Origin of the sequence: Mangrovibacter yixingensis (genome assembly GCF_020523985.1) — a bacterium.
Taxonomy (GTDB): Bacteria; Pseudomonadota; Gammaproteobacteria; order Enterobacterales; family Enterobacteriaceae; genus Mangrovibacter; species Mangrovibacter yixingensis.
Genome location: NZ_JAIVKM010000008.1, coordinates 16,573 through 34,619 on the forward strand (window position 1 = coordinate 16,573; position 18,047 = coordinate 34,619).

General features: G+C 47.1%; 18 protein-coding genes. 9 read left to right on the plus strand and 9 right to left on the minus strand.

Features of this window, described 5'->3' with window-relative positions; translation table 11 throughout:
* Nucleotides 1-214: 214 nt before the first annotated feature.
* Both cycA and fklB read right to left on the minus strand, forming a co-directional pair.
* Nucleotides 215-1,621, minus strand: a complete 1,407-nt coding sequence (cycA, locus tag LC084_RS19525) for a D-serine/D-alanine/glycine transporter (protein ID WP_226573097.1) — start codon at nucleotides 1,619-1,621, stop codon at nucleotides 215-217.
* 271 nt (nucleotides 1,622-1,892) lie between these two features.
* Nucleotides 1,893-2,513 carry an FKBP-type peptidyl-prolyl cis-trans isomerase gene (gene fklB / locus LC084_RS19530; RefSeq protein ID WP_226573440.1) on the minus strand — a complete coding sequence of 207 codons (621 nt, stop codon included), beginning with the start codon at nucleotides 2,511-2,513 and terminating at the stop codon, nucleotides 1,893-1,895.
* 347 nt (nucleotides 2,514-2,860) lie between these two features.
* Between fklB and LC084_RS19535 the strand changes: the two genes are divergently transcribed.
* Nucleotides 2,861-3,565: a LysM-like peptidoglycan-binding domain-containing protein gene (locus LC084_RS19535; protein ID WP_226573100.1), complete on the plus strand. Its 705-nt coding sequence runs from the start codon at nucleotides 2,861-2,863 to the stop codon at nucleotides 3,563-3,565.
* Nucleotides 3,566-3,692: 127 nt separating this feature from the next.
* On the opposite strand, the gene rplI is transcribed toward LC084_RS19535, so the two are convergent.
* The 4 genes from rplI to rpsF are packed head-to-tail and all read right to left on the minus strand — an operon-like array spanning nucleotide 3,693 to nucleotide 5,132.
* Nucleotides 3,693-4,145 carry a 50S ribosomal protein L9 gene (gene rplI, locus LC084_RS19540; RefSeq protein ID WP_226573103.1) on the minus strand — a complete coding sequence of 151 codons (453 nt, stop codon included), beginning with the start codon at nucleotides 4,143-4,145 and terminating at the stop codon, nucleotides 3,693-3,695.
* Nucleotides 4,146-4,186: 41 nt separating this feature from the next.
* Nucleotides 4,187-4,414 carry a 30S ribosomal protein S18 gene (rpsR, locus tag LC084_RS19545; RefSeq protein WP_000135199.1) on the minus strand — a complete coding sequence of 76 codons (228 nt, stop codon included), beginning with the start codon at nucleotides 4,412-4,414 and terminating at the stop codon, nucleotides 4,187-4,189.
* Nucleotides 4,415-4,418: 4 nt separating this feature from the next.
* Nucleotides 4,419-4,733: a primosomal replication protein N gene (gene priB, locus LC084_RS19550; RefSeq protein WP_226573107.1), complete on the minus strand. Its 315-nt coding sequence runs from the start codon at nucleotides 4,731-4,733 to the stop codon at nucleotides 4,419-4,421.
* Nucleotides 4,734-4,739: 6 nt separating this feature from the next.
* Entirely contained in the window at nucleotides 4,740-5,132 is a 393-nt protein-coding gene (gene rpsF, locus LC084_RS19555) for a 30S ribosomal protein S6 (protein ID WP_226573109.1), read from the minus strand.
* Between the two features lie 350 nt (nucleotides 5,133-5,482).
* Here rpsF and LC084_RS19560 point away from each other — a divergent pair, with 350 nt between their 5' ends.
* The gene (locus LC084_RS19560; protein WP_226573112.1) at nucleotides 5,483-5,704 is read left to right on the plus strand and encodes a hypothetical protein; all 222 of its coding nucleotides are present in this window, start codon (nucleotides 5,483-5,485) and stop codon (nucleotides 5,702-5,704) included.
* Between the two features lie 6 nt (nucleotides 5,705-5,710).
* On the opposite strand, the gene yjfP is transcribed toward LC084_RS19560, so the two are convergent.
* Nucleotides 5,711-6,436: an esterase gene (gene yjfP, locus LC084_RS19565; protein ID WP_226573115.1), complete on the minus strand. Its 726-nt coding sequence runs from the start codon at nucleotides 6,434-6,436 to the stop codon at nucleotides 5,711-5,713.
* Between the two features lie 226 nt (nucleotides 6,437-6,662).
* On the opposite strand from yjfP, the gene bsmA reads away from it, so the two are divergent.
* The 3 genes from bsmA to LC084_RS19580 all read left to right on the plus strand — a co-directional run bounded on the left by bsmA (nucleotide 6,663) and on the right by LC084_RS19580 (nucleotide 9,739).
* Nucleotides 6,663-6,974, plus strand: a complete 312-nt coding sequence (bsmA, locus tag LC084_RS19570; protein WP_226573118.1) for a biofilm peroxide resistance protein BsmA — start codon at nucleotides 6,663-6,665, stop codon at nucleotides 6,972-6,974.
* A gap of 146 nt (nucleotides 6,975-7,120) precedes the next feature.
* On the plus strand, nucleotides 7,121-7,396 hold the full coding sequence (locus LC084_RS19575; RefSeq protein WP_226573443.1) for a YdgH/BhsA/McbA family protein: 276 nt from the start codon (nucleotides 7,121-7,123) through the stop codon (nucleotides 7,394-7,396).
* 345 nt (nucleotides 7,397-7,741) lie between these two features.
* Complete coding sequence (locus LC084_RS19580) at nucleotides 7,742-9,739, plus strand: methyl-accepting chemotaxis protein (protein ID WP_226573445.1); 1,998 nt, start codon at nucleotides 7,742-7,744, stop codon at nucleotides 9,737-9,739.
* On the opposite strand, the gene LC084_RS19585 is transcribed toward LC084_RS19580, so the two are convergent.
* A complete protein-coding gene (locus tag LC084_RS19585) occupies nucleotides 9,676-11,310 on the minus strand; it encodes an isovaleryl-CoA dehydrogenase (protein ID WP_226573121.1) in 1,635 nt (544 codons plus the stop codon). The genes LC084_RS19580 and LC084_RS19585 overlap by 64 nt on opposite strands.
* A gap of 96 nt (nucleotides 11,311-11,406) precedes the next feature.
* On the minus strand, nucleotides 11,407-12,141 hold the full coding sequence (rlmB, locus tag LC084_RS19590; protein ID WP_226573124.1) for a 23S rRNA (guanosine(2251)-2'-O)-methyltransferase RlmB: 735 nt from the start codon (nucleotides 12,139-12,141) through the stop codon (nucleotides 11,407-11,409).
* A 69-nt stretch (nucleotides 12,142-12,210) separates the two neighbouring features.
* On the opposite strand from rlmB, the gene LC084_RS19595 reads away from it, so the two are divergent.
* From LC084_RS19595 to LC084_RS19610, 4 genes are all read left to right on the plus strand, one after another.
* On the plus strand, nucleotides 12,211-13,836 hold the full coding sequence (locus LC084_RS19595; protein ID WP_226573126.1) for a recombinase family protein: 1,626 nt from the start codon (nucleotides 12,211-12,213) through the stop codon (nucleotides 13,834-13,836).
* Between the two features lie 949 nt (nucleotides 13,837-14,785).
* Nucleotides 14,786-15,793, plus strand: coding sequence for a DUF2116 family Zn-ribbon domain-containing protein (locus LC084_RS19600; RefSeq protein ID WP_226573128.1), 1,008 nt, complete (start codon nucleotides 14,786-14,788; stop codon nucleotides 15,791-15,793).
* Between the two features lie 583 nt (nucleotides 15,794-16,376).
* Nucleotides 16,377-16,610 carry a hypothetical protein gene (locus LC084_RS19605; RefSeq protein WP_226573129.1) on the plus strand — a complete coding sequence of 78 codons (234 nt, stop codon included), beginning with the start codon at nucleotides 16,377-16,379 and terminating at the stop codon, nucleotides 16,608-16,610.
* A 441-nt stretch (nucleotides 16,611-17,051) separates the two neighbouring features.
* Nucleotides 17,052-17,600 (plus strand): recombinase family protein, encoded by a 549-nt coding sequence (locus tag LC084_RS19610; RefSeq protein ID WP_226573132.1) that lies wholly within the window; start codon nucleotides 17,052-17,054, stop codon nucleotides 17,598-17,600.
* Nucleotides 17,601-18,047: the final 447 nt, after the last annotated feature.

Here is an 18,047-nt window from a genome sequence, read left to right on the forward strand (position 1 = left end):
AAAAAGGCACCTTCAGGTGCCTTGATGCTGATAACAAACCTCATGTTCGCACAGAAATAGAGGATGTCACCCAATAAAAAACCAGGAAAATCAATTCATTGATTTTCGGCTGCTAACTAAAAAGAAGGGAAAAACCACGCTTTTCCCTTCTGTTTCATCAATCTAAAGGCACCCGCAGGTGCCTTGGTTTACTGGAGTGAAACGCTGAGCCCTGTTAACCCCGAGCCAGGCGTTTTTTCCCGGTGACCTGCCAGCCAACCGCCAGTACCACAAACCACAGTGGCGTAACCATTAATGCATGGCGGGTATCTGCCTGAAGTGTCAAAAGCCCCAGCACAAAAACAAAAAACGCCAGGCAGACCCAGCACATCACAATACCCAGAGGCATCTTATACTGCGACTTCGCATGCAGTTCCGGGCGCTTTTTACGGTACACCAGGTAAGAACACAAAATGATGCTCCAGACAAACATAAACAAGATGGCAGAAACCGTCGTCACCATCGTGAATACTGTCATTACATCCGGGATCAGGTAAATCAGCACAACACCTGCTAATAAGCACAGGCAGGAAAACAGTAATCCTGAAGCCGGAACAGCACGACGTGACAGACGCGCGAAACGGGCAGGAGCTACACCGTCTTGCGCCAGGCCATATAACATGCGGCTGGTTGAGAATACACCACTGTTGGCGGAAGACGCTGCCGATGTCAGGACCACAAAGTTGATCAGGCTGGCAGCGGCAGGCAACCCGACCAGCATAAACAGCTCAACAAACGGGCTTTTTGACGGCACAACCGCGTTCCATGGGGTCACTGACATAATCATTATCAGGGCGAAAACATAGAACATGATTATCCGCAGAGGAATGGAATTGATGGCCCGAGGCAGGGATTTCTCCGGATTGTGAGTTTCTGCTGCAGTGGTTCCCACCAGTTCAATCCCTACAAAGGCGAACACGGCTATTTGGAACCCGGCGAAGAAGCCACTCACTCCTTTAGGAAACCAGCCGCCATCAGCCCACAGGTGGCTGAATGAAGCCGTGACACCAGAAGGTGAGGTAAATCCCGTAAACACCATAACGGCCCCAACAATAATCAGGGCGACAATCGCAACGATTTTTATCATGGCGAACCAAAATTCCATTTCGCCAAACATTTTTACTGTTGCCAGGTTCAGGGACAGTAGCACGATGACAACCGCCAGCGATGCCACCCACTCCGATAACCCAGGGAACCAGAATTGCGCATATGCAGAAATGGCAACTACATCGGCAATACCGGTTACCACCCAGCAAAACCAGTAGGTCCAGCCGGTAAAATACCCCGCCCAGGGGCCTAATAAATCTGCTGCAAAATCACTAAACGACTTGTATTCGAGATTCGACAACAACAATTCGCCCATTGCCCGCATCACGAAGAACAACATAAAGCCGATAACCATATACACAAATATAATGGATGGCCCGGCGAGGCTTATCGTTTTGCCCGACCCCATAAATAAGCCGGTGCCAATAGCACCACCAATGGCAATTAATTGAATGTGTCGGTTTGAGAGATGTCGCTGAAGGGTTTGTTCCTGCGGTGTTTCCACCGTTTCGGCCACCTTGACCTGGTCTACCATAGTATTTTCCTGTCTGTCATTTCAGGCTCTGCGGCCTGTCAGTAATTGCTTAATCAATAACAACACGTGTACCCCGGTGGATTCATTGCCGGGGGGATAACCTGAGAAGTTAACGGATAGGTTAAATATTTGTTATTAGAGTGTGGTTTATATTTATTGATACGCGGAGCGCCTCACAAAAATACGCGCAATAGCGTTTTTTGCAAGATAAAATCGCGGCAAATAGCAGGAAGATGAAAGAACCCCGCCGTAGCGGGGTTGGATAAGCAAATTACAGGATTTCCAGTAATTCGACTTCGAAAACCAGGGTGCTGAATGGCGGAATAGACGCGCCTGCGCCACGCTCACCATAAGCCAGGTTATGAGGAATGGTCAGTTCCCATTTAGAGCCAACAGGCATCAGCGTCAGCGCTTCAATCCAGCCTGCAATTACGCCGCTTACCGGGAACTCAGCTGGTTCACCACGGGCAACAGAACTGTCAAATACAGTACCGTCAATCAGTTTACCGGTGTAATGAACACGCACCTGGTCTTTGCGGGAAGGGATCGGGCCTTCACCCTGAGTCAGAACACGGAACTGTAAGCCGGATTCAGTGCTGCTGACACCTTCACGGTTACGGTTTTCTTCCAGGTATTTTTGCCCTTCCGCCGCCATTTCCTGCTGATGTTCGCGGCGTACAGCTTCAGCACGCTCGTGGACTTCGCGCAGCGCACGGTGTACGACATCAACCGGTACAGAGGGTGCGTTGCCTTCCAGCGCATCACGCAGGCCAGCAAGTAACGCTTCAGGCAGTAAACCTTCCAGCCCGGAGTCTCGCAGTTGTTGACCAACCTGCAGACCAATACCGTAACTTGCCTGTGCTTCAACACTGTCAAAAGAAGGGGTCGTCATGAATTTTCCTTTACTGATGGTTTGTTCATCTTCATCGATTTCTGGCGAACCCGCCAGACGCTTCGGCAGCATAACAGCCAGAGCGCATGAGGTAAAAGGGAACCAGGAAAATGTCTGCAATGAACCTCAATAATCACCCAATGCGATAATTATCATGAATGCGTACTATTCCACTCGCATCAAACAGTTAGCAAACTATACTCTTAGGAAGTATTCAGCGATTGTCTGAAAAGAATTTCGGCGGATAATATCAGGCTGACAGTGGATGGATACTTTTATTCATAAGACTGAATAATGGATAGTAAGGCCACCACACCGTATCCATTAACAATGGACCAGGAGGCGACATGCCCGGCCAGTTTGCATTAAAAGCCATGATTCACCGGGTCTGGCATGCTCCAGATGATTTCCGGTTAATGGACCCCCTACCCGCTTTGCACCGCCGGGGGATCATTATCGGTATAGCTTTGGTTGTTGTTGGGGTGTTGTTGCCTGCGGATAATCCCCCTGTTGCCCCCGTCTCCAGGGAAACTCCACTGAGTCTTCCCGGCATGGCACCAGCAACACCAGGCGGACAAAACACAAATTCTGCCTTCAACCAGCCAGTAGTCACTACACCACCGCGTTACAATGAACCACAACCGGCGCAAACAGAGCCTGTATTGCGCTCACCAGAAGAGAGCATTCAGCCAGATAACGAATCAGAGTCGTCCGGGAGTAGTACCGCCGGGCGGACATCTCATGAAAGAAGCAGCACAGCCAGTAACGCCACCAGCACTACCGGGCAAGCACAATGGCACACCTGGCGTGTCGAACCGGGGAAAACATTGGCGCAACTGTTCCGCGACCATAACCTGCCCCCCACGGATGTGTATGCGATGGCGAATGTCGAAGGGCCGGATAAACCCCTAAGTTCACTGCAAAGCGGCCAGCAAGTGCAGGTTAGAGTGAATGGTAATGGGGTTGTCACCGGGTTGATTGTCAATGATAACGATAACCGCCAGGTGCTTTTTACTCGCGAGAGTAATGGTAATTTTATTCGGGCACGTTAACCCAGACAGGGGAACCATACCGTGAGATGAGTAATAAAGGTGTGGTTAAAATGGGCAGAAATTACAGGCAAGAATTACAAAGCAAAACGCCGGCATAAGCCGGCGTTTTAGCATACATCAGCGTAAATTACGCTTCAGCAACGATGTTTACATTCAGTTGTGCAAACACTTCGCTGTGTACCTGGAAGTGAACTTCATGGTCACCAGTGGTACGCAGAACGCCGTTCGGCAGGCGAACTTCGCTTTTCGCAACTTCAACGCCAGCTGCAGTTACAGCGTCAGCGATGTCACGAGTACCGATGGAACCAAACAGTTTACCTTCGTCACCCGCTTTAGAAGCGATGGTAACTACGCCCAGTGCATTGATTTTCTCTGCACGAGCTTCAGCGGCAGCCAGCGTTTCAGCCAGTTTCGCTTCCAGTTCAGCACGACGAGCTTCGAAAAACTCGATGTTTTTCTTGGTTGCCGGAACAGCTTTACCAGCCGGTACCAGGAAGTTACGTGCGTAACCAGCTTTAACGTTAACCTGATCACCCAGGCTACCCAGGTTTGCTACTTTATCAAGCAGAATAACTTGCATTACCTTATCCTCTCAAAGTCGTATTGGTTGACCGTGGCCGATTACTGATGACGATCAGTGTACGGCAGCAGAGACAGGTAGCGCGCGCGCTTGATAGCACGGGCCAGCTGACGCTGGTATTTTGCACGAGTACCGGTGATACGGCTCGGGACAATTTTACCGCTTTCGGTGATGTAGTTTTTCAGCGTAGCGATATCTTTATAGTCGATCTCTTGAACGCCTTCCGCGGTGAAACGGCAGAACTTGCGACGACGGAAATAACGTGCCATTTGGCTAGTCTCCAGAATCTATCAATTCAATCTGCTCGGCATGCAGAACCACTTTGCTCAGACCATTTCGCGCCTGATGGCAGCTAATAAAGCCCTGAACGGTAAGTTGCGTGCCGACCGTTATACTGTGAGTAATGGCCTGATGAGCCTGCCCGCTAACAATAACTGGCATTCTGCACCACGCCTGCCGGTTAAAACCAGCTTCCTCCTGCACTGAACGATGCTCAAGCACGAACTGGCAGTGAGGAATTCCTGATGGGCTGACCTTTCTGAGGGGCGCCCTGCACACGGTGCCGGACAACGTCAGGCGGTTAGCCATCAGCGATTACTCTTCAGAATCCCCAGCAGCATTCTCTGTGGTTTCGTTAGCGAAATCATCGCGACGTTCACGACGTTCGTCTTTCGCTTTAACCATCGGAGAAGCTTCAGTTACAGCGTGTTTAGTACGCATAACCATGCTACGGATAACGGCATCGTTGAAGCGGAAGTTAGTTTCCAGCTCATCGATAACTTCCTGCGGCGCTTCAACGTTCATCAGAACGTAGTGTGCTTTGTGCAGTTTGTTGATCGGGTAAGCCAGCTGACGGCGGCCCCAGTCTTCCAGACGGTGGATCGTGCCTTCTGCACCAGTGATAGCACCAGTGTAACGCTCGATCATGCCCGGAACCTGTTCGCTCTGGTCAGGATGGACCATAAAAACGATTTCGTAATGACGCATCGAATTGCTCCTTACGGATTATTCAGCCTCCTGTCAGGGTCAGCCGTAGCCCATGGAAGCAAGGAACGTGTGTTAAGACGGCTGAAAAATGACGCGTCATTCTATGGAAGTTGGGCGCTAATAACAAGCGTAATGCAGAAATAAATCACTGGGGAAACGCACACAGCGCCAAAACACCATTACCGTGCGAACTAAAGTTACTGGCAGAGGATGGCTGAAATTTTTTGAATACGTCTATCAGAAATGTTCACTTTCTGTACAGAGTGCAGACAGTACAATAGGTTATAGAGAACGACCACCAGAAGAAAGGAGAGCCACTTTGCTATAAAAAGGCCACTGAGGAGCCAACGATGAGAACCAAACTGATAGCCCTGATAACGGGCATGTTGTTATCACTCCCGGCTGTTGCAGCCATCAACACCCAACCCAACCCCAGCCATGATATGGATGACGTGATGAGTACAGGTGTGCTTTATATTAACCACCATGGTGAAACTGCTCCCCAGCTTGCACAGGGGCCGCAAACAACCACCTCTCCCGCTGAGCCAGGCGTTACCCACCCACGGCGATAAGCCGCATTAAAGTGACTGGCGGAAAAATTCGCAGGTTGAATCTAAAGCAAATGGTGTAATTCGGTGCTTTACACCGGACTCCCAGTAGCAAGCCACATGCTTATCCAGGTGCTGTTGTTGCAGTAACTGCCACAAACGTTTTGATTCTGCGGCGGGTACCAGGTCATCATCTTCACCGTGCCAGAGCATTAATGGACGGCTGGCAAGCATTGCCAGGCACTGTGTGGCTTCATAGTTTGCCAACGGGGCCAGAACAGCATCATGTTGTGCCGGAGGCGGAAATAGTGATTGAGAAAGTGTGTGATAAAACCCCGACCCCATGAGACTTGCAGTACAGCGCACTTCAGGGTAATGCCCAGCCACACCTAATGCAGTCATTGCGCCCATGGATGCTCCCGCTACCCCCAGCCGCCCTTCAGCCACCCACCCTTTGGCTTCGATGGCATCACGCAATAATGGGTATTCCTGGATGTTCCCATAAAGAATTTGCCAGAAACGCTGCAAACGCCCAGCGTCATCACCATGAAAGCGTGCGCCGTGTTCCGGTGCATCTGGCATAACTACCCGAAAACCGGCCTGCGCAAGTGCTACAGCAAAGTAGCTATACACTAATTTCGAGGATGTATAACCATGCCAGAAAATAATCGTTGGTAAGGGCTTGAGGCGTTTTCCGGACGGAGCCGCATGCAAGACTTCAAAACCGGCCAGATTCGTGGTTTCTATTTCAGTCATTTAACATTCGCGTTTTGTGTGGATGTCGCTCTATTCTATACCTTTATAGATACAGGCAGGGTAGCGCCGTGCCTTTGTGACCCAAAAATTCTAAATTTCAGTGTGAGACACGGATTACGCTTTTTAGTGATATATCCTGAGAATTCGCGTTATACGTAGCAGAAAATGAATTTTTGACTTACCAGATTTACCTCAATAACTAAAATCAACTTGTCAGGAAAATAGAATGTCTATGCGTCGTTTTCTTCCACTTTGTTTATGCCTGGTACTGTCAGGTTGTAGTACCAACTGGACAACTCCCCGTCCGGCACCTGCTGTGGCTGCCTGGCCGCAGGAAATTCAGCGTAACCAGACTGAAGGGCTGGTAAGAATGGGGATGATCAGCGTCACGACACGTGGTGGCCCGGCAGATGCAGAAGAGGCGATCAAAAAACGCGCAACCAAGGAACAGGCTGATTATTATCTCATTTTGTTTATTAACGATAATATGATTCCGGGCATACGCCGTGCTAACGCAATTCTTTACCGTAAGGCCTGAAGCCAGGTTTTAACGACTTTACATTGGATTGCACGACTTTATTTTCCGCCAGGCACAATACAGCATGTCGCAAAGGATGTTGCATGCTGAATAACAAGGAAATGACCTGTAGCTTTTTTCAGATCATCGATATGGAGCGGGCAATTATGAAGCGATCACTGGCATTAACCTCTCTACTGTTGTCCGCAGGACTGGTCAGTACCAGTGCAAGGTCAGCTGAGGATGTGCATGCTGACCGGGTGACGGCATTCAATGAAATGGGCATTCTGTCGTTTAAAGACGTCACTGGCAGCCCTCAGGATATCGAGCGGCTGGTTGCATTAAGTGCGGATGAACAGGGTGCTTCCATCTACCGTATTGTGAATATGGAAGAAACGCCTCGTAAAGATACCTGGCACGTGGAAGCCATTATCTACTCGTAACGCTCTATCTAACCTGTACTGCCTTCTTTCCTGTTAAGCCACCTGCGGGTGGCTTATTTCGTCTGGTATCAACCAAAAGGCCAGAGTGTTTTATTTCTGCTCTGCAACAAGCACACCAGACAGCAATTGATTTTCTGATTTATCTCAAACGCCGTAATAATGCTCATTAGATTAATAGCAACAGCATTAATTTATTAATTCTGCTTGCTGAGCGCTAATTTCTTTAATTTTCAAATGACAATGATCTAAATCAATCTTCCATGAAATATATTATTACACTTTTTGTATAAATATTATCCAACCCACTGCCGTTATTGATGACAAAACACAAGATACGGCAGAGATATTATGACTTCTTTTAGATACTGGGGATTAGGCGCACGCCTGTCAGTGATGACAGCCGGTAGCGTCGCGGTGCTCTTTTTTGTTTTCACCGTATTTCTTGGACGCCAGGCCAGCCAGCAACTAGAGCAACAGGCCTTACAGGACATGAAAGCGCAAGTCACCGGTATTTATGATACCGCGCAGATGTTTAACAGTAGCCTTAACAGTGAAGTTGCCAGCTTCACTCATCTGTTTGCCAGTTTTCTGCCACAACCACTCACTGTTGACCCGCAACAAACCGTCGAGATAAGTGGGCACAAAGTGCCACTTCTGAAAGGTGGTAACACGCCGCTGCATGAGAATAATCAGTTTTCCGATGACTTTCTGGCGCGCAGTGGGGCGATATCCACATTATTTGTTCGCTCGGGCGATGACTTTGTGCGGGTGGCAACCTCTTTGCGTAAAGAAGACGGCTCCCGGGCAATGGGCACACTGCTTGACCGCAATAGCCCATCCTGGGCCAGGGTCAGTAAAGGGGAAGTGTATCGTGGCCTGGCGCTATTGTTTGGTAAGCGCTATATCACCCAGTATCAACCCGTAAAAGATGCCAGCGGGCAGACGATTGCTGTGTTGTTTGTTGGCGTCGATATCAGTGATGACTGGCAGTTGATGCGGAAAAAAGTGATTTCTCGCCATATTGGGAAAAGTGGCCAGTTCTATGTTCTGAGCAACGCTCCGGGGAAAACCTGGGGGCAGTATTTATTTGATGCGAAACGGGAAGGGAAAACACCTGACTGGCCAGAAAATATCAGTAAAGCGGTGTTAAACCAGCCTTCTGGTTCAGCCTCCTGGCAATCACCAGAGAATGGGGATACTGCTCTGGTCTGGACCACTCTGCCTGACTGGAAATGGGTGATTGTGTCTGAGGTCAATAAAGACCAGCTACTGAGCGATATTACCCGTATGCGTGATAGCTTCCTGGTGGCTGGCGCGGTGCTGGTTGTGCTCTTTGCATTGTTCTTTATTTGGTTGATCCGCCGTTTGGTCAGCCAGCCTTTACAACAGGTTATTGGTTTGGCACACCTGTACGCCGGTGGTGACCTGCGCCAGTCTATTCACACACAACGCCATGATGAAATCGGGCAGTTGATACAAGGAATCAATGGCATTGGCGATGGCCTGAATACCATCGTTCAGCAGGTACGCCAGACGGCCGAAGAAATCAGCCACAGTACAGACACCCTGGCGACTGACAGTGATGAAATTGGCGAGCAAATTACCAAACAGGCCAGTAGTGTTGAAGAGACATCGGCCAGTATGGGGCAACTTGCCACCACTGTTGCGCAAAACGCCGATAATATGGGCGCTGCACAAGGGTTAGTCGAGGAGACAACCCAGGCTGTTCACAGTGGCGGTGTAACAGTGAAACACGCTGTCTCCACCATGGATGCCATTCGTGAAGCATCACAGCGCATTGCGGATATTACCCATGTTATTGAGTCGATTGCTTTTCAAACCAATATTCTGGCGCTGAATGCGGCGGTGGAAGCGGCCCGTGCAGGTGAACACGGCAAAGGTTTTGCGGTGGTCGCTCAGGAAGTCCGGGCACTGGCGGCACGCAGCGCGAATGCGGTGAAAGAAATTGATCAATTAATCGCAGATACACTCAAGAAAGTGAGCGAAGGCCATGTATTATCACAGCAAACCAGCCAGTCGATGCAGGACATTACCGGGCATATCGAACACATTAACCAGCTGATTACCACAATCAGTACAGCCTCGCAGGAGCAGTCTGCTGGTATCGGCCAGGTTAATATAGCAATGACACAAATTGGCGAGTCTACACACATTAACGCCCGGCGGATTGCTCGTACTGAGGAAGTGGCCCACAGCCTGAGGAGCCAGGGCCATCACCTGGCGGGATTAGTGAAACTGTTCCATGTAAAAGACAGCCATCAACCTGCACCACCGGTTGCTCTGAGCAGAATATCGGAGAGTACCGGCTCGTCAATTACGTGATCACCACGGGAGTCCAGCGCCATCTGACACCAGGTTTCCGCAATGCGTGGGGGCAGGTGGCGCAACATTTCAGCTCCGGTGGCAAGGTGTACTAACTGGCCAGTAATTTGACGGCTTAAGGCTTCATCAGGCTTACGCAACCGCGCCTGTAGTTGCCGCCAGGTACGGTCAAAATGACGGCTCTGCCCTTTTACATCGGCAAAGTTCGCCTGCAGTAACCCCACAACTCCCGGTTGTTTTTGTAAAACCCGCAGTACATCAAGGCACATAATATTCCCGGATCCTTCCCAAATACTGTTCACTGGCATTTCCCGGTACAAACGAGGCAACTCACTCTCTTCGCAATAGCCAATACCCCCCAGGACTTCCATGGCTTCAGCCACAAAAGGAATACCTGATTTGCAAATATGAAACTTCGCCGCCGGGGTGAATAGCCGAGACCATAGCTGTTGATTGGCGTCGTCCCGCTGGCCCAACGCCCCCGCCAGGCGGAATAGAAAGGCAGTCTGCCCTTCGAGTTGCAACGCCATACGCCCGAGCACCTGGCGCATTAACGGCTGATCAACCAGATGCTTACCAAATGCCTGGCGTTGATGTGCATGGTATAGCGCAACGGCAAATGCCCTGCGCATCAGGCCATGGCTGCCCAGCGCACAATCAAAACGCGTCATCGCCCCCATACGCAAAATCTGGCGAACACCCTCTCCTTCCTCACCAATCAGCCAGCCATGGGCATCGAACAGTTCGGCTTCACTACTGGCATTAGAACGATTGCCAAGCTTATCTTTGAGGCGCGCCAGGCTAATGGCATTACGTTCACCATCGGGCAGTAAACGGGGTACAAAGAAACAAGACAACCCGCCACGCGCCTGGGCCAGCACCAGGTGTGCATCACTTTGTGGGACGGAGAAAAACCATTTATGCCCCACCAGGCGGTAAGGCATGCCACAACCGGGAACTGTCTCTGGATCTGCTCTGGTGGTGTTACTCATCACATCAGATCCTCCCTGCTTTTCTGTCATACCCATACCAATCAGCAGACCTTTTTTCTGTGTCGCGGGTAACTGATGGGCATCGTAGCGATCACTGAGCAATGACGGCAGCCAATTGCGAAATTCGGCGGGCAGCGCTTGTTGTAATAATGGCGTTGCGGCAAAGGTCATGGTTACCGGACACAATGTTCCCGCCTCAACTTGAGCATGCAGAATAAAACGGGCAGCACGCGCAACAAAAGCGCCAGCCTGAGCATCTTTCAACCAGGGAAGGTTGTGTACCCGGTTAGCAAACAAGCCCTGCATCAATAGATGCCAGGAAGGGTGAAAGCGCACTTCGTCAATGCGTTCGCCGCGTGGGTCATAACGGAGTAGTTCTGGTGGGTTGGCATTGGCAAGCCGTCCCAGTTCAAGTGATTCAGCAGAACCCAGTTGTTGCCCGATACTGGCAAGCAACTCGCAGTCCCAGCCAGCTCCTTCGCGAATAACGGCGTCACGCAATGCACTATCAGAGAGGAATAGATTACTGTTAATCAGTGGTGTGGGTTGATTAAAGACGGTATGAGTTTGCCAGCGCATGGTTTGTCTCCCTTTATGCCATTACATAAAGTATGGACTGCGCTGGCGGTTTATCACCGGGCAGAGTCACAAAGCGTGCGCCCTGACCGGATTCCGTTATTTGCTGCGCTGGCGCACCGCTTCAAACAGGCACACACCTGTCGCCACAGACACGTTCAGGGAAGAAACGGTGCCTGCCATAGGGATGCTAATAAGCTCATCACAATGTTCACGGGTAAGACGGCGCATGCCTTCCCCTTCTGCGCCCATGACCAACGCCATCGGGCCGGTCATTTTGCTTTGATACAGTGTGTGGTCTGCTTCACCCGCCGTACCCACTATCCAGACATTTTCGTCTTTCAGTAAGCGCAGGGTGCGGGCAAGGTTAGTGACCCGAATCAGCGGCACACTTTCTGCAGCACCGCAGGCCACTTTTTTGGCCGTCGCGTTAAGTTGTGCAGAACGGTCTTTCGGCACAATGACAGCATGAACCCCGGCAGCATCGGCACTACGCAGGCAGGCTCCAAGGTTATGGGGATCTGTGACACCATCCAGTACCAGTATGAACGGTTGTTCGTACTGAGCGATAAGGTCGGGCAGATCATTTTCCTGGTACTGTCTGCCAGGCTTAACGCGCGCAATGATCCCCTGATGGACAGCGCCTTCGGATTTATCATCCAGCCACTGGCGGTTTGCCATTTGGATAACGATCCCCAATGATTCAAGGGAATGAATCAGAGGCAACAGACGCTTGTCTTCGCGGCCTTTCAGGATAAACACTTCCTGAAAGCGCTCCGGTGCTCTGTCCAGTAAGGCCTGCACGGCATGAATGCCGTAAATCATTTCACTCATACTTAGCTTTTCACTCATCAAATAGAAAACTATAATGCGCCTATTGTATGCTATGTGGGTGCATTAATCATGAAACGTTTGTTAGTGAGTTATATCAGGTGGAGTACAAAGGAACAGGGCGCTGGTGATAGCCTTAACAGACAGCAATCACTTATTGATAGCTACTACTCCAAACACCAAGACATTTTCTACATGTCTCAGGAACATAGATACATTGATGAAGGTCGTTCTGGCTTCAAACAGGCAAATAAAGACGCCTCAGCAGACTACACACGCCTCCTGAATAACATTGCTTCTGGCTCAATTCCAAAAGGTTCACTTCTAATATGCGAGAATTTGGACAGGATTAGTCGCGCAGACATTGATACGGCAATAGATGATGTTAAGTCCCTCATACGCTCAGGGGTTGATGTCCTCACCCTATCAGACAATGAACTCTATGACTCAAAAAGCTTACGTGACCCAATCAAGCTAATCAAACAGATACTCATCAGTGAACGCGCTCACAGTGAGAGCCTGTTAAAACAAGAACGTATATCAGCAGCATGGAAAGCAAAGCATGAAAAAGCCATAAGTGAAGGTGTGATTCTCACCAAGGCCACCCCAGGCTGGATATCCTCAGATAAAGCTACAAATACATTTTCACTACTCCCTGAAAAAGCAGAGATAGTGCGTGATATATTTAATATGCGTCTCTCAGGTGTTTCTATGTTCAGTATTGCTAAAAAGCTTAATGAGCAGAACACACCACCAATTAATGACAGACAGGCGCGTATCAGCAAAACCTTTAAACCCGGTAATGGCAACTGGTCAGGTGTTTCTGTAAAGCATGTACTTACATCAAGGAGTGTGCTTGGTCACCTACCAGCCACCAACAAGAGGCCTGAAATACTTAATTACTACCCACCAGTGATTGACCTGCAAACATTCAACGCTGTACAGACACTTATCAGTGAAGGTGGTAAAGGCCGCTCACCCGAAAATAGAGACTGGATTCACACAAATATCTTTAAAGGATTACTCACCTGTGCATGTGGGCTATCTCTCAAGGTGACTGGAATCAGGGGTAACTACCAGGGAATCTATAGGTGTCATGGTGCTGTAGATGGACGGTGCAATCATGGCACAGTCTCAAGGAAGCTACTGGACACAGCACTGTGCTCAAGACTCCTGAGCCAGCTCACACGGCTTTATAACGATTCAGATGATAAACAGCTAATCAATAGCCTTGAATCCTCTCTGGAGGCTGTAGAGAGAGAATTAACAATACTCACTGAGACATTATTACAGCTACCCAATATCACACAAATCAGGGATAAGCTGGCAGAGAAGCAGACAGAGAAAAATAAACTCAAACAGAGCCTTGATGAAATAAAGGCTAGATTATCAACAGTGACCCCAGAGAATATGAGCCTCTCCTCACTAAACCTTGAAACAGTTGAGGGTAGAACAGAAGCACACATTATTATCAAAAGGCTTATCAAACAAATCACTGTTAGTGGGAAGGCTAAGACAGTAGATGTGCTTCTGCATAATGGGAATGAAATAACAGGCTTTCAGCTTGATGGAAACAGTGACCAGACATTCACACTTAAACGTGTATCAGACACAGATGAACTGAATATGATTACAGGTGATTACTCACCCTTAGTGATTCAAGGTAACGACCCTGAACAGCTAGAGTCACTCCCATAGCCAACAGGAAGCCACCAGAGCCTTTATAAACACATCACCTATACAATCACCTTACTCACAACCAAAATGGCTTAGAATGCGTTACATGAGCTTCTAGGTCAATATGTCATTTATCACATAAGCAGTGATTCTTTATAACTAAACAGTCTTATAGCAATGCTTGACAATTCTTGACAACATGAGACCCTAAATCTTAACAGACTTCTAAACATTATCTTCTCTCACTAAAGGGAAGTCTTAACATTTATTCTTAACAGATATCTGTACAGAGCAGCCCTACACCCATCACAGTGACCTCTCTTAACAAACCACCAAACACTCTCAACAACCACCCTATATCTATCTCCGCAGATATCTATCCCCTCCTCTAAACATTCCTCTACACATCAACAACTTACCATCACTTTTCCTCTCCAAAGTGTAACCATTTTTTGGTAATTACCCTTAAAATCCAATACTCCCAGTTATCTGGATAGCCTTATGCGGATATCTCTAAACAGTGTAACTAACAGACCTTTTTTGAGCTTCTCGAAGCGAAACTCCTTAACATTGGACAAAGCCTCTTTCATGGCACGAAGAGGCGAAAGGTATACATAACCATCAACATTACTTTAACATTCTACTAACAAATTATTGACAACTTTATAAAAACATGTATACTGTACTTATAGGGTTAAACCTGACAGTTATTTGAGAAGTCTCTCTAATGGTTCCATTCATAGCCAAGCTCAAGAGACCTTCAAAAATCCTTATGGGGATAAGGTGAGCAAACCTACTTCATTAGTAGGCTTCTCAGATAACTGTCAAGCCCATCTCTCAGAAACATCACCCCAACTCTTTAAGCTTCATGAGCTTCTTAGTGAATCCCCACGAAGCGAAACTCTTTAATCCATATCTCACAGCATATCTCCCCAATATCTGTTAGATTCTGAACGAGCTAATTTTATGAATGAAAAACAATACTGATAAACACGTACATGTTTGCCCTGTCTGTGGCAAAGTTATTACTGGTAGAGCTAAAACTTGTTCACAGGTATGCAGAAACAAACTCTCAAAACTCAATAAAGCAGCAACAGTAGACATCTCCACATTTAAATGCACAGGCTTCTATCGTTTCATTCGTGATAACGTTAAACGTGCTGGTACACTGGCTATCCTTCACGATGTCGACCTCCTTGAGTTGAACAGTTTCTATAACACATGGCGTAAAATGAATTTCTCATGTAATGAACCACTTGAAATCTCTCATTACATCCCAGCATCACAACACGGTTCATTACACCCTCATAACTTAGGCATATGGCCTAAACGCCTCAACCAGCAATTTAGTGATAAAACACTCTCAGGTTTAGGTGTGAAAGTATCAGATAGAACTTGGAACAGTTCGCGCTATGACCTGAGTGACAGGAAATTCGATGATGTCTTCACAGCACTGTTTAAAACACAGATTAAGAAGCTTATCAGTTCAGGTGACCTGGCATTACCAGTTCGCTATAACAAATGGCTCATGCTCAAGAAGAAAGGTTACAAATCAGCTTACAGCTCATGTGACCGCATGAAGCTAGAAGGTTTCAATGAAATCTTGGCTAAACACGGTATAGCACCTCTTAAACCATTCACTGGTAGCTTCCACACCCTGACTGTTGAACAGGTCTTGGAACATGAATTACAGCGTCAGGTGAGCTTAAATCACACCCCACTGGATATCCTTGAAGAGATTGAATACGGTGAAGAGTTCACCAATATTTCTTATGGACAAATCCCAGATGCTTTACGCAGCTATGGAGGTGACACTGAAGAATTGCTATGCGCTCTGGTCACCCATGATATCAAAAAGGCCTATAACATTTACTTGATGATTCTCGAAAATAAATATGACCCAGAAACTATCTACTGGATTCAAAATCGTGACGAATACCTGAGCATTGACTACACCCAGTTTGACCTTCCACTCTAAATTATAACTAAAAGAGAAACACACAATAATGAACATCACCATCCCAGATAACATCACCACATTCGTTAACCATGTGACCACTGGCATGAACCCTGCACAGGCTGCTAAAGCCTGTCATCTCACCCCTACTGAACAGATAGCCATTCGTAAATGTCTTGGCTTACCTATTCAGAGGCACCCTCAGAACGTGATTAATGAGGTTGTAAGACTACTTAAAAGCGGCTGTAAAATGACATATATAGCGAAGAAACTAAACATCTCATATCGCCAAGTTGTCCATATTAACAACTACTACGTGAAGGGTAAAACTCAGGCGTGACAAGGGTTTGCAGCCTGTTTACCAGTGATTTTTAGCTATTTGTCAGAATCACCCTCAAAATACCCCTAAAATGGCTGTATAAAAACAGGCTCAAGCCTACTCTCCCAAGGGTTTGCAGAGTATCTGAAGAATCTGTATAGACCCTTGTTATAACGCTAAGATTACTCACATCCACATTTTAATAACAAATATTTATATACCCTACATTTCAAAGGTTTACCAATGAGAGTACGATTAACACCTGAGCAACAGGCGCAGAATTTCATGATGGCAGTTCTGTTAAGACAAACTCACCGTTTAAAAACTGTATTCAAACTCGATGAGAAAGAGATTGAACAACTCTATAGTCTCAGTAACTCAAAATGGGCAGCACAGAGATTAGTGATGGGCACGAAACAGCCCAAGGTTGAGAAATCACCAAAAGCTACAGTGACCAAACCTTTACAGCAACCTGTCACAGCATCATTCACCCCTACAGCTAAACTGAAATCTGTATAGAACCCTTAACCCACCATGTGTGGGTTTTTCTTTACCTTGAGCTTCTTAGCGAAACTCTATGTGATTCCTCAAACATCCCCTATATCTATCTCCGCAGATTACTTATAAAATACCTCTACAACCCTTGTCATTACTGGGTTCGTCACTTTCAAAGTGTAACCATTTTCTGCAAAATACCCTCTGTAAATACCTCTTTATAGAATCTGCGGATATGTCGTTAACAGTTTCACCCTTAACATTGGACAAGCCTCTTTCATGGCACGAAGAGGCGAGAGTTAAACATAAGTTTCACATGACCCTATACCTGTCTTAAAAGGACTTCCTTTTGAGACACTGAAAACTCCCCTCAAAATCCTGTAAAATACTATCTCAAAAGGTTGCTTTTAAGTTTTGAGACACTCATAATATTGAGACTATCTTTTGAGACAGGAAACTGAACATATGAGCATCATTGCTTACACACGAGTGTCTACCAGTGACCAAACTGTAGAGAACCAGAAACAGTCAATCACAGAAGCAGGGTACACAGTCTCTAAATACTTCACAGATGAAGCTGTCAGTGGCTCTGTACAGTCATCTGAGCGTACAGGCTTTAAAGCTATGCTCAACTATGTACGTGAAGGTGACACATTGATTGTGACCGCTATAGACCGTCTTGGACGTAACACAATAGATGTACTCTCAACAGTAGAACTCTTACAGTCTAAAGGTGTGAAGGTTATTAGTTTACGTGAAGGATTTGACTTATCTACACCAGTCGGTAAAGCAATGCTCACAATGATGGCTGGCTTAGCATCCCTCGAAAAAGACCTTATAGCAGAGCGTAGAACGGCTGGTATAAAACGTGCTCAGTCCGAAGGTGTACACTGTGGCAGGCCAATCAAAGCTACATCTGAGCAGGTACATGAACTCATTGCTCGAGGTTTATCACCAAAGGCTATCATGAATGAACTCAATATCTCTAAAGCAACCTACTATCGCCTTGTGTAATGCAGGGCTTATCACGCAATGTATTGATTTATCATCATATTTTAGGATTTTGCTTAGCAATAGTTATGCCAACTCTCAGCCCCTTAAGCACATATCCATTGAATATACTATTCACAGTCTGACCAACTTTTCACAGTATCACCTACAGATATTTCTACACCACCAGCAACTTGTGACCAGCGAAGCGCTATGTTTTTTATGAGAAAAATTGTAAAAATAAAGTTAATGAAATGTTAAAACAGTGTAACAAATATCTTGACAAATAACACAAAAGTTGTTAATATTAATACATGAAGAAAAAGAAAGGTTACTTCTTCCTTCAGTCTCTAAGAATAATAAATCACACATAGTTAGTCTTTGGGGCTGTACAGTTCTTTATGATTTTCCTGTCTGTATAGCTTCCCTTTTTTAAAATATGGTTTACCGAAAATATCTCCTTGCTTCTCT